The 23,695-nt window shown below is 45.3% G+C and carries 23 protein-coding genes and 1 riboswitch; of the genes, 9 read left to right on the top strand and 14 right to left on the bottom strand.

Annotated elements, in window-relative coordinates; genetic code table 11:
* Position 1 precedes the first annotated feature (1 nt).
* Together AC1MEO_RS13710 and AC1MEO_RS13705 are read right to left on the bottom strand one after the other, a co-directional pair.
* A complete protein-coding gene (locus AC1MEO_RS13710) occupies positions 2 to 1,915 on the bottom strand; it encodes a PTS mannitol transporter subunit IICBA (protein ID WP_480331264.1) in 1,914 nt (637 codons plus the stop codon).
* Positions 1,916 to 2,279: 364 nt separating this feature from the next.
* Positions 2,280 to 2,774: an LURP-one-related/scramblase family protein gene (locus AC1MEO_RS13705; protein ID WP_480336099.1), complete on the bottom strand. Its 495-nt coding sequence runs from the start codon at positions 2,772 to 2,774 to the stop codon at positions 2,280 to 2,282.
* Positions 2,775 to 3,088: 314 nt separating this feature from the next.
* Between AC1MEO_RS13705 and codA the strand changes: the two genes are divergently transcribed.
* The gene (gene codA, locus AC1MEO_RS13700; protein WP_480331262.1) at positions 3,089 to 4,348 is read left to right on the top strand and encodes a cytosine deaminase; all 1,260 of its coding nucleotides are present in this window, start codon (positions 3,089 to 3,091) and stop codon (positions 4,346 to 4,348) included.
* 221 nt (positions 4,349 to 4,569) lie between these two features.
* Positions 4,570 to 5,139 carry a YdeI/OmpD-associated family protein gene (locus AC1MEO_RS13695; protein WP_480331260.1) on the top strand — a complete coding sequence of 190 codons (570 nt, stop codon included), beginning with the start codon at positions 4,570 to 4,572 and terminating at the stop codon, positions 5,137 to 5,139.
* 342 nt (positions 5,140 to 5,481) lie between these two features.
* On the opposite strand, the gene mmuM is transcribed toward AC1MEO_RS13695, so the two are convergent.
* Genes mmuM through AC1MEO_RS13670 form a run of 5 tightly spaced genes read right to left on the bottom strand, consistent with a single transcriptional unit; the run spans position 5,482 to position 8,938 of the window.
* Entirely contained in the window at positions 5,482 to 6,417 is a 936-nt protein-coding gene (gene mmuM, locus AC1MEO_RS13690) for a homocysteine S-methyltransferase (protein ID WP_480331258.1), read from the bottom strand.
* A gap of 42 nt (positions 6,418 to 6,459) precedes the next feature.
* Complete coding sequence (locus AC1MEO_RS13685) at positions 6,460 to 7,200, bottom strand: amino acid ABC transporter ATP-binding protein (RefSeq protein ID WP_480331256.1); 741 nt, start codon at positions 7,198 to 7,200, stop codon at positions 6,460 to 6,462.
* The gene (locus AC1MEO_RS13680) at positions 7,197 to 7,919 is read right to left on the bottom strand and encodes an amino acid ABC transporter permease (RefSeq protein ID WP_480331254.1); all 723 of its coding nucleotides are present in this window, start codon (positions 7,917 to 7,919) and stop codon (positions 7,197 to 7,199) included. Before AC1MEO_RS13680 ends, AC1MEO_RS13685 begins: the two co-directional genes overlap by 4 nt.
* Positions 7,920 to 7,940: 21 nt before the next feature.
* Positions 7,941 to 8,756 carry a transporter substrate-binding domain-containing protein gene (locus AC1MEO_RS13675; RefSeq protein ID WP_480331252.1) on the bottom strand — a complete coding sequence of 272 codons (816 nt, stop codon included), beginning with the start codon at positions 8,754 to 8,756 and terminating at the stop codon, positions 7,941 to 7,943.
* Between the two features lie 2 nt (positions 8,757 to 8,758).
* Positions 8,759 to 8,938 (bottom strand): hypothetical protein, encoded by a 180-nt coding sequence (locus AC1MEO_RS13670; protein WP_480331249.1) that lies wholly within the window; start codon positions 8,936 to 8,938, stop codon positions 8,759 to 8,761.
* Between the two features lie 99 nt (positions 8,939 to 9,037).
* A riboswitch (SAM riboswitch) is annotated at positions 9,038 to 9,142 on the bottom strand.
* Positions 9,143 to 9,453: 311 nt separating this feature from the next.
* Between AC1MEO_RS13670 and solA the strand changes: the two genes are divergently transcribed.
* Positions 9,454 to 10,629 carry an N-methyl-L-tryptophan oxidase gene (gene solA, locus AC1MEO_RS13665; RefSeq protein ID WP_480331247.1) on the top strand — a complete coding sequence of 392 codons (1,176 nt, stop codon included), beginning with the start codon at positions 9,454 to 9,456 and terminating at the stop codon, positions 10,627 to 10,629.
* A 218-nt stretch (positions 10,630 to 10,847) separates the two neighbouring features.
* Here the strand turns inward: solA and AC1MEO_RS13660 are convergent, their stop codons facing one another.
* The 4 genes from AC1MEO_RS13660 to AC1MEO_RS13645 form a co-directional block, all read right to left on the bottom strand.
* Entirely contained in the window at positions 10,848 to 11,486 is a 639-nt protein-coding gene (locus AC1MEO_RS13660) for a Yip1 family protein (RefSeq protein ID WP_480331245.1), read from the bottom strand.
* A 215-nt stretch (positions 11,487 to 11,701) separates the two neighbouring features.
* Positions 11,702 to 12,472, bottom strand: coding sequence for an alpha/beta hydrolase (locus tag AC1MEO_RS13655; protein WP_480331243.1), 771 nt, complete (start codon positions 12,470 to 12,472; stop codon positions 11,702 to 11,704).
* Positions 12,473 to 12,744: 272 nt separating this feature from the next.
* On the bottom strand, positions 12,745 to 13,467 hold the full coding sequence (locus AC1MEO_RS13650) for a sulfite exporter TauE/SafE family protein (RefSeq protein ID WP_480331241.1): 723 nt from the start codon (positions 13,465 to 13,467) through the stop codon (positions 12,745 to 12,747).
* Positions 13,468 to 13,519: 52 nt separating this feature from the next.
* The gene (locus AC1MEO_RS13645; RefSeq protein ID WP_480331239.1) at positions 13,520 to 14,716 is read right to left on the bottom strand and encodes a DUF4317 domain-containing protein; all 1,197 of its coding nucleotides are present in this window, start codon (positions 14,714 to 14,716) and stop codon (positions 13,520 to 13,522) included.
* A gap of 509 nt (positions 14,717 to 15,225) precedes the next feature.
* On the opposite strand from AC1MEO_RS13645, the gene ahpC reads away from it, so the two are divergent.
* The gene (ahpC, locus tag AC1MEO_RS13640; RefSeq protein ID WP_480331237.1) at positions 15,226 to 15,795 is read left to right on the top strand and encodes an alkyl hydroperoxide reductase subunit C; all 570 of its coding nucleotides are present in this window, start codon (positions 15,226 to 15,228) and stop codon (positions 15,793 to 15,795) included.
* A 12-nt stretch (positions 15,796 to 15,807) separates the two neighbouring features.
* On the top strand, positions 15,808 to 17,355 hold the full coding sequence (gene ahpF, locus AC1MEO_RS13635) for an alkyl hydroperoxide reductase subunit F (RefSeq protein ID WP_480331235.1): 1,548 nt from the start codon (positions 15,808 to 15,810) through the stop codon (positions 17,353 to 17,355).
* A 93-nt stretch (positions 17,356 to 17,448) separates the two neighbouring features.
* On the opposite strand, the gene AC1MEO_RS13630 is transcribed toward ahpF, so the two are convergent.
* Together AC1MEO_RS13630 and AC1MEO_RS13625 are read right to left on the bottom strand one after the other, a co-directional pair.
* Positions 17,449 to 17,931 carry a nucleoside deaminase gene (locus AC1MEO_RS13630; RefSeq protein ID WP_480331233.1) on the bottom strand — a complete coding sequence of 161 codons (483 nt, stop codon included), beginning with the start codon at positions 17,929 to 17,931 and terminating at the stop codon, positions 17,449 to 17,451.
* Between the two features lie 81 nt (positions 17,932 to 18,012).
* The gene (locus AC1MEO_RS13625; RefSeq protein WP_480331231.1) at positions 18,013 to 18,630 is read right to left on the bottom strand and encodes an NAD(P)-dependent oxidoreductase; all 618 of its coding nucleotides are present in this window, start codon (positions 18,628 to 18,630) and stop codon (positions 18,013 to 18,015) included.
* A 371-nt stretch (positions 18,631 to 19,001) separates the two neighbouring features.
* Between AC1MEO_RS13625 and AC1MEO_RS13620 the strand changes: the two genes are divergently transcribed.
* Positions 19,002 to 20,108 (top strand): hypothetical protein, encoded by a 1,107-nt coding sequence (locus tag AC1MEO_RS13620; protein ID WP_480331229.1) that lies wholly within the window; start codon positions 19,002 to 19,004, stop codon positions 20,106 to 20,108.
* A 126-nt stretch (positions 20,109 to 20,234) separates the two neighbouring features.
* Here AC1MEO_RS13620 and AC1MEO_RS13615 read toward each other — a convergent pair whose 3' ends face one another.
* Positions 20,235 to 20,606 carry a winged helix-turn-helix transcriptional regulator gene (locus tag AC1MEO_RS13615; protein WP_480331227.1) on the bottom strand — a complete coding sequence of 124 codons (372 nt, stop codon included), beginning with the start codon at positions 20,604 to 20,606 and terminating at the stop codon, positions 20,235 to 20,237.
* A 216-nt stretch (positions 20,607 to 20,822) separates the two neighbouring features.
* Between AC1MEO_RS13615 and fdhA the strand changes: the two genes are divergently transcribed.
* The 3 genes from fdhA to AC1MEO_RS13600 all read left to right on the top strand — a co-directional run bounded on the left by fdhA (position 20,823) and on the right by AC1MEO_RS13600 (position 23,541).
* Positions 20,823 to 22,040 carry a formaldehyde dehydrogenase, glutathione-independent gene (fdhA, locus tag AC1MEO_RS13610; protein WP_480331225.1) on the top strand — a complete coding sequence of 406 codons (1,218 nt, stop codon included), beginning with the start codon at positions 20,823 to 20,825 and terminating at the stop codon, positions 22,038 to 22,040.
* Between the two features lie 45 nt (positions 22,041 to 22,085).
* Positions 22,086 to 22,505 (top strand): GlcG/HbpS family heme-binding protein, encoded by a 420-nt coding sequence (locus tag AC1MEO_RS13605; RefSeq protein ID WP_480331223.1) that lies wholly within the window; start codon positions 22,086 to 22,088, stop codon positions 22,503 to 22,505.
* A gap of 286 nt (positions 22,506 to 22,791) precedes the next feature.
* Positions 22,792 to 23,541 carry an SDR family NAD(P)-dependent oxidoreductase gene (locus AC1MEO_RS13600; RefSeq protein WP_480331221.1) on the top strand — a complete coding sequence of 250 codons (750 nt, stop codon included), beginning with the start codon at positions 22,792 to 22,794 and terminating at the stop codon, positions 23,539 to 23,541.
* Positions 23,542 to 23,695 lie beyond the last annotated feature (154 nt).

Raw genomic sequence — 23,695 nt, 5'->3', positions numbered from 1 at the left:
TTTAATTGCTGTTGATGATGGCGATTAATTCCTTAGCGGACTTCGCATTCACCAGCTTATCCACATTGAGCTGTTCCGCGCATACGATGGCGATTCCTGAAAGGATTTCCAAATGCGTGCCATCCTTTCCGGCAATGCCGAAAATCATTTTTGCGCTTTCTCCATTAAAGTCTACTCCATTTGGAACTTGAACAACAGTAAAGCCTGATTTAAGGACAGATTTCTTGGCATCTTCCGTGCCGTGTGGAATCGCGACATTATTGCCCATATAGGTCGTCGTGATTTCCTCACGTTTCATCATTTCATCCACATAGGACGCTTCGACATATCCGCCTTTGACCAAAGCCTCACCCGCGAATCGGATCGCTTCTTCTTTTGTGCGGAACTTCTGGTTCATAAAGACGTTTTCCTCCAGCAATAACTGATCGTCTTCCGCATTATGCGGAACCACCGCTTCGCTTTCTTCGACAAGCTCATGCTGCTCACCCGTCGCACCATTTTGCAGACGGTCGATCAGTTTGTCGTACTCAGGGCTTGATAGGAAGTTGTCGACTGAAATATGGTAAGCATCCGGAACCTTATTTTCGGCACGCGGCGTTAGTTTTTCCTGCGTAATGACGATTTGGGAATCGGATGGGATGGTGCTGATTGCAGTATTCGTAACGATTACACCCAATCCCGCTTCTTTTACTTTCTTGCGGAGAAGAGAAGCACCCATGGCACTGGACCCCATTCCGGCGTCGCAGGCAAAAACGATTTTTTGCACATTGGATGGGAATACGCCGCTGACAGTTCCTGCAGGTGACGTTATTTCCCGGGAAATAGAACTCTTTTTCCCTTTCATCTGTTCCATTTTCTTCGTGGCTTCTTCTATGTCTTCATCTGTTTGTTTGCTCGATTTCAACACGACGGCTGAAATGGCGAAAGACACAGCCGTTGCCACAAAGACGGCCGCAAAGTTGGCCAGGTACGCCATACTTTCGGGCGGTGTAACCGCGGCAATGGCTAAAATGCTTCCCGGCGATGCAGGGGCAACCAGTCCGCCACCCATTAAGACAAGCGTAAAGACGCCGCTCATTCCGCCGAAAATAACAGCCAACAACAACATCGGCTTCATCAATACGTATGGGAAATAAATTTCATGAATTCCCCCGAAAAAGTGAATGATGGCCGCGCCGGGAGCTGATTGCTTGGCAATGCCTTTTCCAAACAGCATAAACCCAAGCAGTACGCCGAGTCCCGGTCCTGGATTCGCTTCCAGCAAGAACAGGATTGATTTTCCTGTCTGCTGAACTTGCTCCAAGCCGATCGGCGTCAATACGCCGTGATTGATGGCGTTATTCAGGAACAGAATTTTCGCCGGCTCGATCAAAATGCTGGTCAATGGCAATAAGCCTGCTTCCAGCAACCAGTCCACACCTGAAACCAGAACTCCGGTAAAGGAGCTTACAGCGGGTCCGATGCCGAGAAATGCAAGAATGGCAAGTGCGCCGCCGAGGATGCCGGCAGAGAAGTTATTGACCAGCATTTCAAAGCCAGTCCGGACTTTCCCTTCGATCAATTGGTCAAATTTCTTGATGGCATACGCGCCCAGTGGACCCATGATCATGGCGCCCAGGAACATTGGCGTATCGGGAGCTCCGACAATGACACCCATTGTCGCGATGGTCCCGACCACTCCCCCGCGCTGATCGTAAATCAGCCGGCCTCCTGTGTAACCGATCAGAAGCGGCAGCATGTAGGTAACCATCGGCCCTACCAGTGAAGCCAGGTTTTCATTCGGGTAAAATCCTGTTGGGATGAATAGGGCTGTAATCAATCCCCAGGCGATAAACGCGCCGATATTCGGTAAAACCATGGAGCTCAGGAAATTGCCGAACTTTTGTATCCGAACTTTCGTTTTTGAATCTTTCATGTGATCTCTCCTTTGGAGTTTAGTTGGTTAGGCTGAATGACAGCCTTCAAAAAATGCGAGGCTGCTAGGAATTTTTTTGCATAATACCCTCTGCCTAAAAACTTATATTCAATTTCTCTCTCTATGATGTGTCTTCATCATAGCCCTCGGTTGGAAGCGCATTCAACGACAAGGAAAGTCATCTTTGTCGGGCTTGTCTGGACAAGGCTGATGTTACATCAAAAAAGGCTGTCCTTTCGCCATATGAATGACGTCTGGACAGCCTCTTTATGCTTTTCTTAAAAGTCTTTTTTTTACAGCTCTCCCTACCACTAGAGCGGCTGCGAAGAAAACTGAAACACCGAACAGAATGGGTACGATAAGACTACGCCCCTCCGGAAGCTGCAGCCGCCTGGTCGGCTTTGACGCAGTCGATCGCCACGACAATGGCGATGACGACCTCCTCCAACTCGTCATTTAAGATTTGGATTTTATAACTGTCTCCCCAGCTGAACCATTCTTTGTTCACCTGGCCGATCACTTCCCCGTTCTGCAGTATTTGAAAATCCATATCCCACCAGTTCCCACGGATTTCAACTCCAGTTCCGTCGATCGTATAACGGGCTTTGAACAAGGAAAACTCCTTTTTAATCGTTAGCCGCTCCTGTCCGTTCACTTCAACAAAGAACTTTGGCAGAAAGCTGAAGGTCTTTTTGGTGATGAGGGCGACTTCATCTCTTGCCATATTCATAATGGAGAAGGTCTTAGGAATCTGGAGAAAGCTGCCTTCCACATAATAGACATCCTTCTGTTCCTTATCCTTCACGGTAAACTTGCCGCTCAAACTGAATACCTTTTGTTTGATGTAGAGTTCGTGCATCATGATCGTCTCCTTTTTATCAGACTGGGAATCCTATAGGAAAGTATAGATAACACGTTTTTTCCGCTTCCGTTTCACGTTTTCTTTATTATGAAGGAAAGTCTTGGAAGAAGCACGGAAGTTATAAGGAAGATTTGGAGGCTGATAAACCTCATCCAACTACCATGGATAAGGGGTCGGGTCAGCATATTCTCCTGGGTTTTGATACGATGCCAGTGAGGTGACTAGTTATCTATTGGCGAGAAGGACTGGTCTCGCTAAAGCTTTAAAAAAAGAGCCGAACAGAAAAATTTTCACGAAAGGAAGTATGCAAAATGTTATTGAAAAACGCAAAACTTTATGGACAAGAAGGAAAATGGGATATCTTGATTCAAGCAGATCAAATCAACTCCATCAAACAAGCAGCAAATTCGGCTGAGGCAACTGATGGGCAAACCATCGACTTAAAAGGAAAAATCGTGTTGCCCCCTTACGTAGAGCCGCATATCCATTTGGACTACGTGCTGACAGCGGGAACGCCGCGATGGAGCCAATCGGGTTCTGTCTTCGAAGGGATAGAAATTTGGTCTGAACGAAAACAACTCGTAACGGAAACAAAAGACGATATTAAAAAAAGAGCGTTACAGGCGATCAAGATGCAGCTAGAACACGGCATCCAGCATGTACGGACGCATGTGGATGTCAGCGATCCGACATTAAAAGGCCTTGAGGCATTATTGGAAATAAAAGAAGAAATTAAACCGTGGATGGATCTGCAGATTGTGGCGCTTCCTCAAGAAGGCTTGTATACCAAACCGGATGGGGAAGAACTGCTGATCAAGGCTTTGGAAATGGGCGCTGATGTCATCGGCGGCATTCCACATTATGAATTGACCCGGGAAGACGGGGTCCGCTCAGTAGTTAAGGCGCTGGAACTGGCCGTCAAATACGACAAATTGGTCGATATCCATTGTGATGAGATTGATGATGACCAATCCAGGTACCTGGAAGTGCTGGCAGGCGAAGCATTGAAATTGGGCATCGGACATCGTGTAACCGCCAGCCATACGACGGCCATGGCTTCCTACAGCAATGCCTACACGTACAAATTGTTCCAGACCTTAAGAAAAGCCAAGATCAACTTTGTGTCGCTGCCAAAAGCCAACCTCCATTTGCAGGGACGTTTTGATGGCCATCCGGCGCGCCGCGGCATCACACGCGTGAAAGAATTGCTGGCAGATGACATCAATGTCTGCTTCGGCCTCGATTCAATCATGGATCCGTGGTACCCGCTTGGTGACGGCAACTTGATGAGTGTCGTCGATACCGGACTGCATGCCTGCCATATGACCGATTACGCCCATATCGTAAAAGCGCTCGACCTGATCACCATCAATGGCGCCAAAACGCTCGCAATCGAAGAAGGCTACGGCATCAAAGAAGGCCATCAAGCCAACTTGATCGTCATCGATTCCGAATCTGAATACGAAGCAATCCGGACGCAGGCTTCCGTGCTTTACTCGATCCGCAACGGAAGAATCATCGTTGAAACCAAGCCTGCTGAAACGACGATGAATATCCCACTTCTTACTTGAACAAAAGGTGGAAATCAATAATGAACGCAACAAAGAGGGGCCAATTTAGGGCCCCTCTTTGTTTTTCCATCACCCTGCGATGCTTAAATAAAGCTCATTGTATATCCATTGAACTCGGCTATTCTGAATACGTTCTGCAAGTGGGACCCGTACATTTCCAATAGAATTTTTTACCCATTATACTAAAGGCAGATATTCCTTTAAGAAAGGATATGGCCCAAATGGAAATTGAGAATTTACTCAACGTGAAGACACGGCAGGAATTGCGGGAGTGGCTCGAGGAAAATTCAACAACAGAAAAGTTCTGCTGGGTGGTCGTCAGTACAAAGGCACAACCAGGAGTCATCCAGTATTTAGATTTAGTGGAAGAAGCCTTATGTTTCGGCTGGATCGACAGCACAAAAAAGAAACTGTCCGATACGGAGACGGTCCAGCGGCTTTCGCCACGAAAGAAAAACAGTAATTTTACGGAGTTGAACAAAGAGAGGATACGAAGATTGGAGAAATTGGGGTTGATGACAGAAAGAGGACGGCGAATTTTGCCCGATATGCGCCTTGAGTCCTTTGTCATCGATAAAGAGATTGAAGCACGCCTGAAAAAAGAGGCTCAAGTTTATCAAAACTTCCTGAACTTTCCCGAACTCTATAGAAGAATCCGAATCGATACCATCCAAAGCCATAAAAAAGATCCTGAACTTTTCAATAAAAGATTGGAGAAGTTCATTGAAAGTACAAGGGAAAATAAAATGTACGGCCAGTGGCATGACAATGGCCGCTTGCTTGATTATTGAAAGCCACTGCCAATCGCTCATTTATATAAACATCATAAAAGAGGCTTAGACAGAACTTTGGATTGTATAAACCAAATGAAAGCGAATTGAGGCGGCTCTACTTTGTGATGCCTGAACTCATATACTAGAATCAAGAAATCCTGAAAAACAAAAAAACGGGAAGAGAACCTCTTTTCGAAGTTTCGCATCTTCCCGCTTTTTGATCCTTCTATTCTCTTATCTATTTAAACTAAAGTTGGCAATGAAATGTTACCGGCTTATATTTAATTGCTGACACCAAAAAACTACTTATAACCAGGCGCTCCATATGGCTCTCTGATGCCTCTTCAAGCAACGGAACATCTATTTACGGGCCCACGCAGCAATCGCTGTGATATCTTCAGGAGCAGTTCTGCAACACCCTCCGATTATCTGTGCACCGGCTTCATGCCAACGGCGTGTGTTTGAGGTAAACTGGTTTGCTGAAGAACCTTCCCCCCATGTCTTGCTTGCCGGATCGTATTCTTCGCCTGAATTCGGATACACGATGACCGGTTTGCTGGTCTGGCTCTTCACCTCGGTGATCAACGATTCAATTATATGGGGCGCTGAACAATTGATGCCGATGGCCGCTGCTTGCTGTTGGCCATCCAACCACTCCGCACATTTGGCAATTTTCTCTCCATCGCTTATGTGGTGTTCGTCTTTTGCGCTGAAACTGAACCACGCATAGACATCCGGAAACTCCTTTAATACTTTGACGATTGCTTTAGCTTCCGCCAGACACGGGATGGTTTCACACGCTAGAATATCTGCACCCGCTCCAACCAATACCCGCATCCGTTCTTTATGGAAGGCAATCAATTCCTCTTCGCTCACCGAATAATCGCCCCGGTATTCAGAACCATCCGATAGGAATGCACCATATGGCCCGACAGAAGCGGCAACGAACGGTTTCGGCCTGTTCGATTGATCCTGCAAACCTGCCCAAAATTCATCACGGGCTTCTGCTGCAAGTGCAACAGACTTGGAGATCAAGCCGATTGCCTCTTCCCCGGTCAATCCTCTTTCTTGGTATCCTTCGATAGTCGCCTGATAGCTGGCAGTAATTGCGCAATCTGCACCTGCCTGGAAATAATCCAAGTGAACTTTCTTGATCAATTCCGGGTTTTCCATCAAGACTTTTGCCGACCATAAGCGGTCATTTAAATTGCATCCGTAATTCTCAAGCTCGGTGGCCATCGCACCGTCAAGAATGACCAGTGGGAAGCGGTTCAAAATTTGTTCAATCGGGTTCACGCTAAAACATCCTTTCCAAATCCAAGCTCTTTTCGCCATCTATCAATTGTTTCGAGTCGCTTTGCTTAAAAATTGCCTGGTTCTTTCCACTTTTGGATCAGTAAAGAGCTGCTCAGGCGTTCCTTCTTCGATCACGACGCCGTCTTCCATAAAAATGACACGGTCCGAGATTTCACGCGCAAAATTAAGCTCATGGGTCACAATGAACATCGTTTTGCCTGTGTCTGCCACACTTCTGATCGTCGCCAAAACTTCATCAACCAGCTCCGGGTCAAGAGATGAAGTCGGTTCATCAAACAACAGAACATCCGGATTGAGCGCAAGTGCCCGAGCGATGCCAACCCGTTGCTGCTGGCCACCTGACAGTTGCACCGGATAATGGCCCAGCTTATTCGACAAGCCCACCCGTTCGAGAATTTCCAGGCTCTGTTTTTTCGCTTCGTCTTTCTTCAGTTGCTTGACGCTGGTTAATCCGATCATCACATTCTGCAGCACGGTCAAATTTTTAAACAGATTGTACTGCTGAAAAACCATTCCGGTCGATGTTCTTAACGCAAAAATATCCGATTTGCTGGCTGATTCAACGTCCACTCGGTTGCCGCCGATTTCCACGATTCCGCTGGTCGGCTGCTCCAGGAAATTGATGCAGCGCAACAGCGTCGACTTGCCGGAGCCGCTTGGTCCCAAAATAGCAACAACTTCGCCTTTATTGACGCTTATGTTGATTCCCTTCAGCACATGGTGGCGATCGTAGTATTTATGTATGTTTTCCAGTTTAATCATGAAACAATCCCTCTTTCATATCTGCGAGCCCGCTTCTCCAGTTTGACCAGCAACCGCTCCACTATAATGCACAGAATCCAATAGACGATGGACACCGCGATATATACTTCAAAAAATGCCAATCCGCGGGAGCCAAGAATTTTTGCCTGCCCCATAATATCCACGACTCCGATGATGAAAACAAGAGACGTGTCTTTGATCGTACTGATGAACATATTGCCCAGGTTCGGAATCGCGACTGCCAATGCCTGCGGGAAAATGATTTGAAGCATCATTTGAGTAGGCTTCATCCCGATTGCTTTTGCAGCTTCAAATTGCCCCCGATCAACCGATTCGATCGCGGACCGGATTGTCTCGGACAAATAAGCGCCCAGATTGATGGAAAATGCCAATAGCGCATATACTTCAGGCGGGATACTGTTGACATCGGCGTTTTGAAGCCAGCCATATTCAATCTGCAAAAAATAGATGATCTTCGGTATGCCATAAAACACCAGATAAATTTGGACCAGTAAAGGAGTTCCTCTGACAAAAGAGATGTATATCGATGAAACCACACTCAATACCGGAATTTTGTATATTTTGATCAATGCGGTAAAAACCCCGATTACTAAACTCAAAACCAATGAGCCGACCGCTATCCCGATGGTAATCGGGAGCCGTGAAATAATAGCAGGAAAACTTTCGATTAAAAATTGTATATCCAGTAGATTTTCCATTTTCTCTTTCCTTCCACAAACCTATTCGGGGATATATTCTCCGCCAGTCCATTCGATCGACAGGTCCGCTAAGGTGCCGTCTTCTTTCAGTTCTTTCAGGATGGGATCGATCAAGGCCTTTAATTTTTCGCCCTCTTCTCCATTTTTCAACACAATTCCCATGTCATCATTCACCAAGGGCTGCCCTACAATTTCTACCCCTAAATCATTTTTTTCCAATACCGCATTCATCATAATCGGATCATTCACGTAGGCATCAACACGGCCATTTTGCACGTCCTGCAAAATTTCCGAAGGGTTTCCACTTTCGCTGTATTTCAACTCAATAGGCGTCTCTGCTGTTTCGTTGTATTCCTCCAGCAACAGCGTATAGGAATCCCCCGCTAAAGCGCCAACCGCCTTTCCTTCTAAATCCTCTACCGTCTGGATGTCTTCTCTTCCGGTTTTCACCGCAATGACTGTTTCCGCTGCAAAATAGGATTCATCCGTGAACAAGTACTTTTCCTGGCGTTCAGGTGTTTTCGCTACTTGATCTGCGATTGCCTGAACCTTATTGGATTCGAGTGCGAGAAACATGCTGTCCCACGGAACGGCGACAAACTCGAATGTATAGCCATCCAATTTTTCATCGATCGCTTTCACCATCTCGACGTCATACCCTGTCAATTCATTGGTGTCATCCGCAAAAGCAAATGGCGGATAGTCATTTTGCGTTCCTACCACAATCACTTGATCGCCCGTGGCACTTGTCGCTTCCTCCGATGAACACCCGCTTAACGCCCCGATTACACCCAGTGATAAAAACAGTGATCCCAATACATAATGTTTTCTTTTCATTTTCATGCTCCTTTTTTAGGCAACAAGCCGTAAGTCAATTTGATGGTGAAAGGCAATCGCCGATTTTTCTTGCTATGTAAGCCGAACATAAAGTCATTACTGCCGGTGCAGTGCCGGCAAAGGGCTAGTTGCTTATGCAATACATGGCGTCTTCCTTTTTCTCTTGCATATTTCCAGGCCACAGCAAACCTCCTTCTTTCTACTTCTCAAGAAAATCATTTTTGCCATCCCCCTTTTGAAAGAAAAAAACCTCTTCCAATAGGAAAGAGGTTTCAGCCAAATTCTTATCTCTCAGAATAAAACACTCTGCAGGAATTAGCACCTCTCATAAAAATGATGGTTGCTGGACTTCACAGGGCCTGTCCCTCAGTCTCTCTTGATAAGTTATTTAATTTTTTTTCATATTACCGATAATATTTGACATTGGTCCTCATGTCAAATACATTTTTATTCTATTTTGAATTTACTCAAAATTTTGTACGGAAATTTGGCGTTTCCCCCCACGAATGGAGCTGGATTGCAGAGTGTCTCACAGTTTCTGAATTCCCGTTGAAATAATTTAACGATTGAAGCGCATAATGGAGGATTGACAATCACTCACGTCATCCATACTATCTAATAATAATTCATCCTTGTTTTGTACACGAACCGTCATTTTAAAACCACCTCATTACCGAGGAAGATCGGAGCGAAAAAAATGAACAAAGAAACTATTTATGATGTCGCAATAATTGGTGCTGGAACAATGGGAATGGCTGCCGGCGCTTTTTTGGCACAACAAAACGTGAAAACCGTTTTGATTGATGCCTTTGATCCCCCACATATCCACGGCAGCCACCATGGCGATACCCGTTTGATTCGCCATGCTTACGGCGAAGGGAGGCAATACGTTACGTTAGTGAAACGCGCCCAGCAATTGTGGGAGGAACTGGAGCAGCAAACCGGCTTCAACATCTTTGAAAAAACCGGGGTCGTCGGCCTTGGCCCCCAAGATTCGTCCTTTCTTCAGGAGACCATTGCGGCTGCCCACAAGTATGACCTACCGTTAGAGATGCTGACCGGCAAGGAAATCAACGAAAGATGGCCGGGATTTTCTGTACCTGAGCATTTCATCGGCTGCTTTGAATCCGAATCAGGAATCCTCTACAGCGAGAATGCCATTCGGGCATACAAAAAAATGGCGATTGCACACGGAGCACAGCTGGTTGCCCATACACCCGTTCAACACATCGACCTCCATGACAAACAAGGTGTAAAAATCACGACCGAACATACGACGTTTCATGCCAAGAAAGTGATCGTCACGGCCGGAGCATGGGCAGCCAAACTGTTGCCGGATTTGGCGCTGCCGATCCAGCCTGTCCGTAAAGCTGTTGCTTGGTTCGAAGCGCCTTCCAAATTGTATGATGCCGTTCATTTTCCAGCCTTTTTTGTAGAAGACCAGGATAAGAAGTTTTATGGTTTCCCCAGTTTGAATGGAGCGGGACTGAAAATCGGAAGATCGGATGGCGGACAGCCGATCGATCCAAATCTGCAGACCCAGAACTTTGGAGTATATGAATCGGATGAAGGCGACTTGAGGCAGGGCCTTGAGCTCTACCTGAACCATGCAAACGGCAAACTGAAGCAAGGCAAAACTTGCTTGTATACACTTTCAAGCGACAATGATTTTATCGTGGATTTTCATCCAAAAGATCATCGTGTCATTTTCGCCTGCGGGTTTTCCGGCCATGGCTTTAAATTTGGAAGTGTCATGGGAGAAGTGTTGAGCCAATTGGCTTTAGCAGGAAAAAGCGAATTGGATATCTCTATATTTGCTCTCAACAGATTTGACTCAGCATCCATAACACCCCGCCCATCCGAATTCCAGTAGACAAGAGATGAATTGAACAGCAACGAAGACGTAAATTGGAGCCGCTGTTTCTGCGTTTAGACATCGCAGAAACAGCGGCTCCAATTCCTTCTAGGTATTCTACTAATTTCAAACTCTTCCACAGACCGCTTTCCCCATCATTTCCCCTTTAAACTTAAGCGGCTGCTGACCCGTCTGCCTACTCGCGTTTACTTGCTCCCTACTGAAACAGCGCTCCATCAGAACCCGTTAAAGAACGAAGCAAACAAGACAAAAACAATAAGCAGAACAAAGATCGTGATTATGATGCCTGGCAGGATGACAATGAAAAACCCTTTCCAAGACGAGACGCGATGCGCTTCACCTACAGCTTTGCAGACGATGACGAAGGTCCAAACAGACACTACCGCCATCACTAGAGACATGATAACGACAAGCGGATCTCCTTCCACATCCCGCCGGTCTGCAAAGAACGTTTCAGGTGACGCAAAAACCCAGATAATCAGCAGCGGCAAGAGCCAGATTTGCGGTATTTGCGCGGTGGCAAGTGCCTTGAACATTTCCTGATAAGTTGCCGTCCCTTTAAACAACCGCCCAACCAGCATCAATATAGCGGCGCCCAAGAAGTAGCCAAACGCACTCCCTATCGGACCGGTGATCAGTGCCTGAAGAATAGCTGCCCACCCTTGCATATCTGCATTTCGGGTATTCATGAGTCCAATCAGGCCTGATGCAAAGCCCGTCAAGACAATGAGCAAAATGATGTATTTAGCAGATTTCCGGTCAATGACAAAGCGGACAGTTTCGCGTGTGCGCAGCCAAATATCGGTTAACGGATTCACCTCGCGCTCTTTGCGTAATCGATCTTCCCTCACCATGGTTCCTTCCTCCTTTCGTTCGTTTTTCACAACGGCAGGCAGCAGAATTTCCAAATTTTCTCTTCTATCTTTCTCTTCCCTTTTTCACCTTTTATTATCGGCAATTCGGCAATATCCTTAAATTCTTTTCAGAAAAATAAAAGCAGTTGGATTTTAATTTAAATAAGGATTCTTCCAGGTTCAAATTCCCCGGAAAAATCCCTATTGTAAAATGCCTACCACTTGTTCCCTGCTGGCGAGGAGCGTACCTCTTTGACAAACTGAAGGGATTTTTCGATGATAAACTCCAGTTCGTAGTCCATGGAAGCAATGTGATAAGAATTATGCAGTTCGTATTTCTGTTTGTTTTCTGACTGGATCTTCCTGAGAATATCATCTGTATTGCTCGGCGGCACCACATGATCTTCAAGTGATTGGAAACATACGACTGGACAACGCACGCTTGAGAGCTTAGCTTCAACGGCATTCATATACAGCAGTAATTGCTGATATGCTTTGACCGGCGCTTGCTCATAAGTGATTTCCACCGCATCCGCTCTTTTGATGTCCGGTTGGCCTTCTGTGACATAAACGGAAGACGGCTGGTTACGGTATATTTCAAACGCCGGGATCTCAATCGCTGGATTGATCAGGACAATCCCTTGAATGTCAGGGTAGCGGCTGGCCAAATCCAAGCTCAAGGTGCCGCCCATAGATTGCCCGATGACAAAAATGCTTGAACAGGTCAGCTTCAGTTCGTTATAGGCATCTTCTACCCGCGCAAACCAATCACTGCAGGCAAACTGCCCAATATCTTTAAAATGCGTGCCATGGCCAGGAAGCCTTGGACAGGAAACAGTATAGCCACGGGCAGCAATCGCCTCGCCCAATTCCTTTACGCTTTGCGGCGTGCCTAAAAATCCGTGGCACAATAAAACCCCCGTGCTATTTCCTTTCAGAAAAAATGATTCAGCTTGTGGGATGACCGGATATTGTTCATGTACCATTTGAATCCTCCTTTGCCCGTTCTAAATCTATATACTCGTGCTAAAAAAGCTTATTCACATTAGACTACAATTAAAACCTACTTGTCAACTTGGTTTTAAATCCACCTACTCTTGAGGCCACATATTTGTCGGACTTTCGCTGAATAGATGAGTTCTCCATCAAATGACCATTACGTCCAGAAACATTCAAAAAAGAGTCTCTCCCGATTGATGAAGGAAAGACTCTTTTTCAATTGTGACCAACTGTGTTGTTTCAGCTGCTGCCTAAAGTTTTATAGTAGACCTAAACTCTCCAACAACAAATAACTTCCCGTAAACAATAAGATAACATAGGTGAAAATTCGAAAAGCATGTTGATTGATTCGCCCAAATAATAATTGTCCGATATATAACCCTACCGCCACGAGAGGAATCCCCCATAAACTTGATAACCAGACGGTGCTATTCGTCCCCGCAAAAATGATCTGGAGGATTAAACTGACAAAATAGATGAACAGATAAAATGCCAATGTTGTACTCCGCAATACTTCTTTTTTCGTGTTAGTTCCAGAAAAATACAACAGAATTGGCGGCCCTGGCATCCCGATACTTGTCGTGAGAGAACCCGAAAGCCCTCCAATGAACAAATCTGTTTTGTTGCTTTGGCTGATTCGGAATTTAAAGATGAGCAGCACTGTCAACAGTAGGATAAGGACGCTTACACCCAGCTTCAATCCATCCAAATTGAGTGATAAAAAGAGAACGATGCCAATGGGCAGTCCCGCAAAACTCCCCATCACAAATCTTTTAAGAATACCAAAATCAATATCCTTTCTGATTTTCATAATCAAGGCACTGGATATGAGCAAAGAGAGGATTAAGTTTATCTGGATGGCTTCGACCGGCTTAAAGAGCAAGAGCAGAAAAGGTGTCGCCAAAATAGAAAAGCCGAACCCTGTACTCGTCTGGAGAATGGAGGCAATCAAAATGATGATGATAAATGCTGCAATCTCCATAACACACCTGCTTTCTCTATTACATCACCAGCCCAAGGATCAAGTTCCTCTTCTACTCCAACTCTTCCTCCGCAAGCAGCTTGAACCCTTCAATCATCGTGTCTTCTTCCACTTCGATCAAGATACAGCGCTTGCCATTGTAATTGACTTCTTTGACGTAACGTAAGTCTTGGGGGCTGATCGAAATATTTGCGACTTTCGTGCTGATTTTGATGGATTTGGACGCGTAGCTTGGAACGATGTGGCTGGCTTTCATTTCATAGGTTTTGTCTTGGACCACTTGTTGAAAAGCCCTTTCCACTTTTTCGGGGCTGACGTCTTTTACGCCGCTCGCCTTCAGCACCCGTGTCATCTCTGTCGTATCCAAAATAGGGGCACCCTCTTCGTCGTCTTCACCCTCTTCTGCCACAACCAACATCTGATTGATTTCATCGTATACACCGGCAAGTGTTCTGGAATTCACTTCATCACCGCCAATGACGGCTTTGACAATTTCTTCAAATACCGCTTTTTCTTCCTCAGCCGTACTGATTTCATCGCCATTCAAGACATTCTCGATAAACTGGAAATCCGGTTTATTTGCTTTGCCCGCCGCATACAGGATGTGATGGATATCTGCAGCGTTATCGGTAAAGCTCGGGAACAGGAATCCACCGATTGGAGAAGCCAATTTAATGACGGGGTCGACCAAGACATTCGCCTTATACTCTTTCTCGACAAAATCAAACACCAGCGAGCTTTTCGGCAATTCGGTTTGGTTCATGCTGCAAAGGATAAACGGAGTGGTATACACTTCATCCCGCATGTCTATTTCCGTTTCATCGGCCTTGCGTCTCGTCGTCTTATGGTATTTTCCACGAATGAACGTCACCACCATGTCTTTCTCATAAGGTCTTTCTTCGACCATCTTCAAGGCGATGCGCTGCATATTCGCTTTCCATTCAGCAACTTCAGATGCCTCGAGCCCTTCATACAGGAGCCGCTGTGTATGGTCTGCCTGTCCTTCTTCTTGCGGCTGAAACTTCACTTCAAACATCTTGGCATCCAATTTTCCGCCTAATACCTTTTTGAAGTTATCGAAGAACAGTTCCTGCTGGTCCCGGTCCAACATGGAAAATGAGCGGCTTTCTTCATGATAGATCTCACTGCTTTCCTGCTGGATATATACGTTATAAATTTCTGCGATTTTCAATAAATCAGTATCCAGTTTAAATCGTTTGCGAATATCTGCTATATCTTTCTTATTCATCTCAAATTCCAACTCCCTAACTAGTAAGTCCATGGTCTATCCAAAAAAGAGCAGCCAAAGCTAAACAGCTTTTGGCGCTCCTCCATTATAACAATATTTAAGATGGAGAAAGAAACACAGTCAATTTTAGATCGAGTGATTTCTGCTGGGGGATGTTCAGCCAATCCCTCAGCCATCTGACAGAACGGCAGCTGCTCTTTGACGAAGAAATACTGATATCACTTTAAAAATCGTTATTCTGAAAAATCTATTTATTGTCACTTGTTAAATTTCTAACTTAGATTAAATAATACTCAAATTTTTCTTCAACTATTAATTTTTCAGTACTTAAAGGGACTCATTGAAATAAGGGGTTCTCTTTGACAAATAATTTGTATCATATAACATTAGAACTATGATTAGAATCGTTATAGTTAAATAATTATGTTAATTAAAAATGAAAATGTAATTGATATTTTTATGGAATCACTGACTATGATTGTTCTAAAAAAAACTAGGAGGTATTTTATATGTCTTTGATCGGAAAAGAAATCCAACCCTTTGCAACTTCAGCTTACAATGCTGGAATCGGTGAATTTATCGAGCTTACTGAAGAAAATATGAAAGGGAAATGGAGTGTGGTTTGCTTCTACCCAGCTGACTTTACATTCGTTTGCCCTACTGAACTTGAGGATCTTCAAAAGCAATACGCTACGCTAAAAGGTTTAGGTGTTGAAGTGTATTCTGTTTCAACGGACACTCATTTCACTCATAAAGCATGGCACGATCATTCGGATGCCATCAGCACAATCGAATACATCATGATCGGTGATCCTTCCCAAAGAATTTCACGGAGCTTCGATGTACTTGACGAAGAAGCAGGCCTGGCACAACGCGGCACCTTCATCCTTGATCCAGAAGGCATCGTCCAAGCAGCAGAAATCAATGCGGACGGCATTGGCCGTGATGCAAGCACGCTTGTCGGCAAAATCAAAGCAGCACAGTATGTCCGCAACAATCCAGGTGAAGTTTGTCCTGCAAAATGGGAAGAAGGCAGCGCGACACTTAAGCCAAGCCTTGATCTTGTAGGGAAAATTTAAGGAGTTCTGATAATGATATTAGATGCCGAAATAAAAGAACAATTAGGGCAATACCTCCAGCTGTTGGAAGGCGATGTGCTGCTGAAAGTCAGCGCAGGAGCTGACAAAGTTTCCCGCGATATGTTGGCTTTGGTGGATGAATTATCCGCCATGTCTTCCCATATTAAAGTTGAACATGCCCAATTGGAAAGAACGCCGAGCTTCAGCGTAAACCGCATCGGCGAAGATACCGGGATCACATTTGCGGGCATCCCTCTTGGCCATGAATTCACTTCATTGGTTCTTGCTTTATTGCAAGTAAGCGGGCGTGCTCCGAAAGTCGATCAAAAAGTTATCGATCAAATTAAAAGCATTGAAGGCACCTACCACTTTGACTCGTATATCAGCTTGAGTTGCCAAAACTGTCCTGAAGTCGTCCAAAGCCTGAACTTGATGAGTGTTCTCAACCCTACTATCTCGCATACGATGATTGACGGTGGAGCATTTAAAGAAGAAGTCCAAAGCAAAGACATCATGGCAGTACCAACTGTCTTCCTGAACGGGGAATCTTTCTCCAGCGGACGGATGTCATTGGAAGAGTTGCTTGCCAAATTGGGCAGCGCTCCAGATGCATCCGAACTTGCAGATAAGGAACCCTATGACGTCCTTATCGTCGGAGGGGGACCTGCGGGGGCAAGTGCGGCAATTTATGCAGCACGCAAAGGCATCCGTACCGGTATTGTTGCTGAACGCTTTGGCGGCCAAGTGCTGGATACGCTCAGCATTGAAAACTTCATCAGTGTAAAGCACACAGATGGGCCTAAGTTCGCCGCGAGCCTTGAAGAACATGTCAAAGAGTACGACATCGATGTGATGAACCTGCAACGCGTCAAGCGGTTGGAAAAGAAGGATTTCATCGAGCTTGAACTCGAAAATGGCGCTGTTCTTAAGGGCAAAACGGTCATTCTTTCTACAGGTGCCCGCTGGCGCAACATCGGTGTTCCTGGTGAGGATGAGTTTAAGAACAAAGGGGTAGCTTACTGCCCGCATTGTGACGGCCCATTGTTTGCCGGCAAAGACGTAGCCGTGATCGGCGGCGGAAACTCCGGCGTTGAAGCAGCCATTGACCTGGCAAACATTGTGAACCATGTAACGGTCCTTGAATACAATGCAGAGCTGAAAGCAGATTCAGTCCTTCAGGACCGCCTGCGCAGCCTGCCGAATGTCACCGTCTTAACAAATGCCCGCACCCAGGAAATCACTGGAACGGACAAAGTGAACGGCATGTCTTATGTGGACCTTAAAACAGGAGACACCAAACAGATCCGATTGTCGGGCGTATTTGTCCAAATTGGTCTGGTTCCGAATACGGACTGGCTAGGCGATACCGTAGAACGCACGAAGTATGGCGAGATTGTCATCGACCAACGCGGCGCTACAAACGTACCGGGCGTGTTTGCTGCTGGAGACTGCACGAACATTCCGTACAAACAAATCATCATTTCGATGGGAGCAGGCGCGACAGCATCCTTGAGTGCTTTCGACCACCTCATCAGAAGCAAAGTACCCGTTTTAGTATAAAAATAGAGCTCCAAATATAAAAGGACTGTGGAAGAGAATTGATCTCTCACCACAGTCCTTTTTGTTCGCTGGCATGAATTTCTTGCTCCCTGCCTACCGTTTTGCTTCATGCAGCCGGCGATGGAGTCCGTGCACTTGCTCTGCCAGTTCAGGAACCGGCCCGTCTACTGCCGTATCCCTGATCACCTCTTGGATGGACAGATTCCGCACACGCGATGGTGCAGCGCCCAGTTCACTTAACCACCCGGCCAACTGCTGCGAGGAACTTGCATACACGATCCGTCCTAAACCGACCCACCCGTGAGCCGCCGCACACATCGGGCAATGTTCCCCTGAAGTGTAAACGGTCGCTTTGCCTCTTTCTTCAAAGGGCATATTAGTTGCCGCCCATCTCGCGATCGCAAACTCCGGATGCTGGGTATGGTCACCGCCTGCCACATGGTTATGGTCTTCAAACAGCACTTCCCCAGCAGCCGAAACAAGGACGGAACCGAACGGCTCGTCCCCTTTTTCCAAAGCCGTTTCGGCCAGTTCCACACAGCGCCGCAGATGCTCCAAATCCGTTTGGTTGATCATTTTTAACTCCCCCTTCGTGTGCTTTCCATTCCCCCATACGCTTTGCAGAACTTCTTGATCTCAAGAGAATTCTGTAATGAGTTAAGCAGCAATTCCAATCGATGTTTTTTCATATTTTTTGTCATTTAATGATTTCAGGATGAAATGCGCAACGTCCGCCCGGGAGATGGACTTCGATTTTTCGGGTACACCTTCTGCAGCTTCTCTGTACTTGCCTGAAAACGGACCATTCGTTAACCCCATCGGCCGAACGATTGTGTAGGCCAGTCCATGGGCTTCAATAGAATCAACGGCAGCCCGGTGATCTTTCAACGCATTCTTAAGCACACCCATCATCAATTTCCCGCTAACGCCTGGCAATTCATCATAGATTCCTGCAGAGGCCGTGTAGACGATCCGTTCTACCCCATGCTCCTGCATGCCTGCCACAATATTTTTCACCATCTCCTGGAGCTCTGTTGATTTTTTCATTCCCTGACTTGAGCCCAAGCATGAAACGACCGCATCATGGCCAGCAATTGCTGCTGCGACTTCTGCCCGATTGAAGGCATCGCCTTTGACTACACTTAAATTCTCATGGCTAACTTCAAGCTTTGATGGTGTCCTTACAAATGCCGTGACCTCAAAACCATTTTCTACAGCCTGCTCCACGACTTTTTTCCCTACTCCGCCCGTTGCACCAAAAACAATGATTTTCATAGCACTCTACCTTTCTTTTTCATTCTAATTTAAGCTTATTTTTAAATGAAAGAAATAGCCAGCGGGACATAATAATTCACATAATAAGTTTAAGCACGGTCTTTTTCGTGTAAGTATAGGATAGTAATAGAAATGGTTCACAAAAAATCTAATTCCTTAAATTTTTTTCTTTTTCATAGTGACTTTGTATACATCAATTCTTTATTTTTTAATATCCATATGTTTATTTTATTTTAATTTTGCCCCATTGTATGGAGTGACCCTGTTATAGTGGGAATATTAAATCTAAATTGGCTTTCATGCTCCAACGAATTTTCAAACTCTTACTTTTTCCACCAAATGGAGAAAAGTACACAAAAGGCGGAATGACAATGAAAAAATGGTTACCACTAACTGGCCTCCTCATATTGGCAGGCTGTTCACCTCAACAACCCGAACAACCCGAGCAGTCCCAATCGGTTGAGGATACAAGAAAATATACGCACGGTGTTTCCATTATTGAAAATTCGGTGCTTTGGTCTGAAAAAAGTGATGAGCAGCGCAAGGATGGCTGGACACATGATATTTATAAAAAAGAAATCGGAGAAACTGAGATCGACACACTTGTTGAGGATCCTGAAGCACAAGAGCCCGTCAGCGCAAGTTCGACCGATGAATCCATCATTATTACATACGAGGATGGCTATGATACTTCAAATAACGTTTCCCAACGCTTTAAGCTTTATGATTATGATTGGGAAAAATTGCATGAAGGGACACTGCTTGAAGGAGGACATTCCGGGCATGTTGCTTCGACAAATGAGCATCACGTCATTTTTTGGTCCAACAAGTGGGTCAACGGGGGCGGTGTAAACGACCTTGGCAGCGGCAAGGATGTCATTGTTTCTACGATTTCAAACGAAGGCGAGGTATTACATGAAGTACAACTTTCAGAAGCAGATGACCGCGATAGCTGGCCAATGCTTGCCGCTTCCGAAGACAATGCCCTCCTCGTTTGGCAGCAATTCAATGACAAAGCAACCAAGGCAGCGCTTCATTTCGCCGTTTATGACCCTGCAACAAATGAACTGACTGTGGAACCATCTGAACTCTTGCCCCAAGTGGATTTTTATATGTACAGCGTTTCTTATGTACAAGCCACCGAACAATATGTAGTCGCAGCACAGTCAAAGAAAGGAGGGACATTGCTATTGCTGTCAAAAGACGGGGAACTTATTGATCAAATCGATGCCCCCGACCTGGTCAGAGAAGCAGCCCCTGCTGTGCAAGAGAATACACTTGTCTTTCCACAAATGCCCTCCAGCTACTTTACCGTCCAGGTTTCTGACGACGAATTCCAGCTCCAACCATCTGAAGAAGCGGATGTGGAATGGGGAATGTCCGGAACGACAGGCATGTTTTTAGATGACCAAAATGTATATTTTGCGACTTTGAAGAAGGAAGGGTTAGAGGAAGTCACTTTGGAGATTGATGAATAGGAACAATAATAGTTGGTGAATAGAATCAGGAGGCATCCCAAATATGATTTTGGGATGCCTCCTTTATTGGTTTAAAGTTCAGTTGAACTATTTTTTGAAATAAAAAAGGATCCCACAAAGGAATCCTCACACATTTTTTGCAACGGGAAAATGTTTTATGTTTTTCTTTCCCCATTCGTCCATCATCAATACGATTGGAATTAAGCTTTCTCCCAAAGTTGTTAAAGAATATTCCACCTTCGACGGAACTTCAGGAAATACTTTCCGGTGAACAATGCCATCCTCTTCTAACTCTCTAATTTGAGTAGTGAGTACCTTATGTGTAATTTTTGGAAGCAATCGTTTAATTTCGCTGAATCGTAAAACACCCTCTGTTCCTAAATAGTAAATAATAACGATTTTCCATTTGCCACTAATAATAGATAAGGTCAGTTCTTTTTCGCAATTAAATTCGCCACACTCAATTTCCCTTTTTATTTCTGACCGCAAATCATCCATTAGCTTGCCCCTTTCCTTCTATTGCCTGGAAGTATCCTTTTGGTAACCTTCTCACAAAAAAGTGCGTTCTTCCAACGAAAAGAATTATAATTTAGAATAAACAGAATACAGAAGATATTTCATGCGGAATATCACAGTTTCGTCCCTTCTCCGATGCTGGCCCTGGTGCAAAGCTCAGATCTCATATGTGAAAAAATTCGATAGGAGATGACAGAAATGGCAGGAAACAGAGCGGTGGTATATAGAGGTGCTGGAAATGTAGCTGTTGAAGACATTCGTTACCCTGAATTGATCATTAGGGACGGCCCCGGGGTAAATCCGTTAAATGTAGGGCGTAAATGTGAACATGGAGTGATTGTAAAAATCGTTACAACGAATATTTGCGGAAGTGATCAGCACATGGTGCGCGGCCGGACGACAGCTCCTGAAGGGCTTGTTCTTGGCCATGAAATTACAGGCGAAGTCATTGAAGTGGGCCGGGATGTTGAATTCATTAAAAAAGGAGACCTCGTGTCTGTTCCATTTAATATCGCTTGTGGCCGCTGCCGCAGCTGCAAAGAGCAAGATACACATATTTGCGAGAACGTAAACCCGGATCGCCCGGGGTCTGCTTATGGCTATGTCGACATGGGCGGATGGGTCGGTGGCCAATCGGAATATGTAATGGTCCCTTACGCAGATTTCCAGCTGCTGAAATTTCCGGACAAAGAGCAGGCGATGGAAAAAATACTTGATTTGACGATGCTTTCCGATATTTTTCCGACAGGCTATCATGGTGCGGTGAGTGCTGGTGTAAAACCAGGAGCTACTGTCTATGTTGCCGGAGCAGGCCCTGTAGGATTAGCTGCTGCCCACTCTGCCCAACTACTCGGTGCATCTGTTGTTATAGTGGGGGATTTAATCAGTGAGCGCCTTGCACAGGCCAGAAGTTTCGGCTGTGAAACAGTAAACCTTCGGGAACATTCCGATCTCGGTGAACAAATCGCTCAAATCCTGGGTGTCCCAGAGGTTGATTGCGCCATTGATTGCGTCGGCTTTGAAGCTAGTGGACATGGAGAGGGTGCCGGTGAAGCACCAGCGATTGTATTGAATTCCATTATGGAAATTACGCGTGCAGGTGGACGTCTTGGTATACCTGGACTCTATGTAACCGGTGATCCAGGCGCTGCCGATGAAGATGCAAAAATTGGAACCTTGAAAGTGCGCTTAGGTCTCGGCTGGGCAAAAGCACATACTTTTGTAACGGGCCAGACTCCAGTTATGAGATACCATCGTGACTTGATGATGTCGATCTTAAGCGGAAGAGCACAAATTGCCAAAGCGGTAAATGCCACGGTGATTTCTTTAGACCAAGCACCATCAGCATACGCTGAATTTGACCAGGGAGCTTCCAAAAAGTTTGTCATTGACCCTCATGGATATTTCAAAAAGTAAGATGTTTTCCTATATGCCCATAGAAAAACAAGGAGGTTCTTTCTTATGACCAAAATCACGTTGGAGCTGGTAAAGAAAATTATTGCCGGTGCTGAAGAAGAAGCCAAGAAACTTGGCATTTCCATGGTGATTTCTGTGGTGGATGATGGCGGAAACCTAATGGCCGTCCACCGGATGGATGATGCGTGGTTGGCGAGTATCGAAATTTCCCAAAATAAAGCATGGACATCCGTGGCTCTAAAAATGCCGACAGCAGCCCTGGCGGAGGCAACTGTTCCTGCGGCCGAACTTTATGGGTTGAACACAACCAACAACGGGCGCCTTGTCGTTTTCGGCGGCGGAATCCCGCTTGTCATCGATGATAAAGTAGTTGGGGCAATCGGCGTCAGCGGGAGCGGCGTGCCGCATGATGTGCAAGTTGCGGAAGCGGGTGTACATGTATTTAATGAGCAATTGACGTTGTGAAATGATTTCTACATGAAGAAGCGCCAGGAGGATGATCCTGGCGCTTCTTTTTTAGTTGCGCAGGCAAAACAAATGGACGGACTCACCCCGGATTCCCCTCGTATACTACTGTTAGAAAAACCCTTTACATAATAATACGTTTTCCATTTTACCTATCCATTCATTTTTCTAATAACGTCCATGTCCCCTTAAATGGTTGAGTACCTAGATTTCCTATGGTGATACAAATGTTATATACTAATTATACATAATTTATAGTTTTACTATGACTTTCGGAGGGGATCTCATGATATTCGAAAACAAAGTAGTGGTTGTTAATGGTGGAACGGATGGAATTGGCAAGGAAGTGGTTCGTTTCTTTTGTAAAGAAGGGGCTACCGTTCATTTTACTGGAAGAGATCGCACCAAAGGCTCTCAGGTAGAGAGTGAATGCAATGGGAAGGCTCATTTTTACCAAGTCCATAACGAAAATGTGGAAGAAATCGAGGGCTTTTTTAAAGCGCTTGAAAATGATGGGCATACTGTTGATATTCTATTCAACAATGCTGGTATTCTGTCTACAGGAATGGGGCCATTGTCTCGCGTAAAGCTAGATGACTGGAATTATTTAATTGCTGTCAATCAAACGGCCATCTTCGCCTACATGAAATATTCTTTAGTCGTAATGAGTAAGCAAAAAAGTGGAGTCATCATTAATAACGCAGCCATCCTTGGCAACGATAAGGTTAATCCCATGTTACCAGCTTATAGTGGGACAAAAGCAGCGGTTGTTGCGATGACTCAAAGCACGGCACTTCGCTTTGCGAATCAAGGAATCCGGGTCAATTGCATATCCCCTGGCCCTACAGAAACCGACCTGGCCATTAAAGCATATGGCGGAAAAGAGAATTATGAAAAACAATCACAGGGACACCCTAGAGGAAGCTACGGGAAACCAAGTGAAATCGCAGAAGTCGTTCTATTCTTAGCTTCAGACAAAGCATCCTATATAAACGGTGCAGAAATAGTCGTAGATGGCGGCTATTCATTAAAATAAGTGGATTTAGGGGACAGGGACTTTGTCTTAAGACAAAGTCCCTGTCCCCTTGTTCATGCTACTATGATTGGCCTTGGCTTATGCAAGACTGCTTTGAATTACTGAAAAAGATATATCCCGACCTCGGACAGCAGCTAAATAGTTGGTCAATAAG

The organism is Planococcus sp. BI3 (assembly GCF_056680115.1).
The sequence above is the reverse complement of the archived record's forward strand: the minus strand, read 5'-3'. Positions and strand labels throughout refer to the sequence as shown.

Coding starts and splice junctions, on each gene's coding strand:
- AC1MEO_RS13710 (WP_480331264.1), bottom strand. CDS start 1,915: ATGAAAGATTCAAAAACGAAAGTTCGGATACAAAAGTTCGGCAATTTC.
- AC1MEO_RS13705 (WP_480336099.1), bottom strand. CDS start 2,774: ATGCACGAACTCTACATCAAACAAAAGGTATTCAGTTTGAGCGGCAAG.
- codA (WP_480331262.1), top strand. CDS start 3,089: ATGTTATTGAAAAACGCAAAACTTTATGGACAAGAAGGAAAATGGGAT.
- AC1MEO_RS13695 (WP_480331260.1), top strand. CDS start 4,570: ATGGAAATTGAGAATTTACTCAACGTGAAGACACGGCAGGAATTGCGG.
- AC1MEO_RS13685 (WP_480331256.1), bottom strand. CDS start 7,200: ATGATTAAACTGGAAAACATACATAAATACTACGATCGCCACCATGTG.
- AC1MEO_RS13680 (WP_480331254.1), bottom strand. CDS start 7,919: ATGGAAAATCTACTGGATATACAATTTTTAATCGAAAGTTTTCCTGCT.
- AC1MEO_RS13675 (WP_480331252.1), bottom strand. CDS start 8,756: ATGAAAAGAAAACATTATGTATTGGGATCACTGTTTTTATCACTGGGT.
- solA (WP_480331247.1), top strand. CDS start 9,454: ATGAACAAAGAAACTATTTATGATGTCGCAATAATTGGTGCTGGAACA.
- AC1MEO_RS13660 (WP_480331245.1), bottom strand. CDS start 11,486: ATGGTGAGGGAAGATCGATTACGCAAAGAGCGCGAGGTGAATCCGTTA.
- AC1MEO_RS13655 (WP_480331243.1), bottom strand. CDS start 12,472: ATGGTACATGAACAATATCCGGTCATCCCACAAGCTGAATCATTTTTT.
- AC1MEO_RS13650 (WP_480331241.1), bottom strand. CDS start 13,467: ATGGAGATTGCAGCATTTATCATCATCATTTTGATTGCCTCCATTCTC.
- AC1MEO_RS13645 (WP_480331239.1), bottom strand. CDS start 14,716: ATGAATAAGAAAGATATAGCAGATATTCGCAAACGATTTAAACTGGAT.
- ahpC (WP_480331237.1), top strand. CDS start 15,226: ATGTCTTTGATCGGAAAAGAAATCCAACCCTTTGCAACTTCAGCTTAC.
- ahpF (WP_480331235.1), top strand. CDS start 15,808: ATGATATTAGATGCCGAAATAAAAGAACAATTAGGGCAATACCTCCAG.
- AC1MEO_RS13630 (WP_480331233.1), bottom strand. CDS start 17,931: ATGATCAACCAAACGGATTTGGAGCATCTGCGGCGCTGTGTGGAACTG.
- AC1MEO_RS13625 (WP_480331231.1), bottom strand. CDS start 18,630: ATGAAAATCATTGTTTTTGGTGCAACGGGCGGAGTAGGGAAAAAAGTC.
- AC1MEO_RS13620 (WP_480331229.1), top strand. CDS start 19,002: ATGAAAAAATGGTTACCACTAACTGGCCTCCTCATATTGGCAGGCTGT.
- AC1MEO_RS13615 (WP_480331227.1), bottom strand. CDS start 20,606: ATGGATGATTTGCGGTCAGAAATAAAAAGGGAAATTGAGTGTGGCGAA.
- fdhA (WP_480331225.1), top strand. CDS start 20,823: ATGGCAGGAAACAGAGCGGTGGTATATAGAGGTGCTGGAAATGTAGCT.
- AC1MEO_RS13605 (WP_480331223.1), top strand. CDS start 22,086: ATGACCAAAATCACGTTGGAGCTGGTAAAGAAAATTATTGCCGGTGCT.
- AC1MEO_RS13600 (WP_480331221.1), top strand. CDS start 22,792: ATGATATTCGAAAACAAAGTAGTGGTTGTTAATGGTGGAACGGATGGA.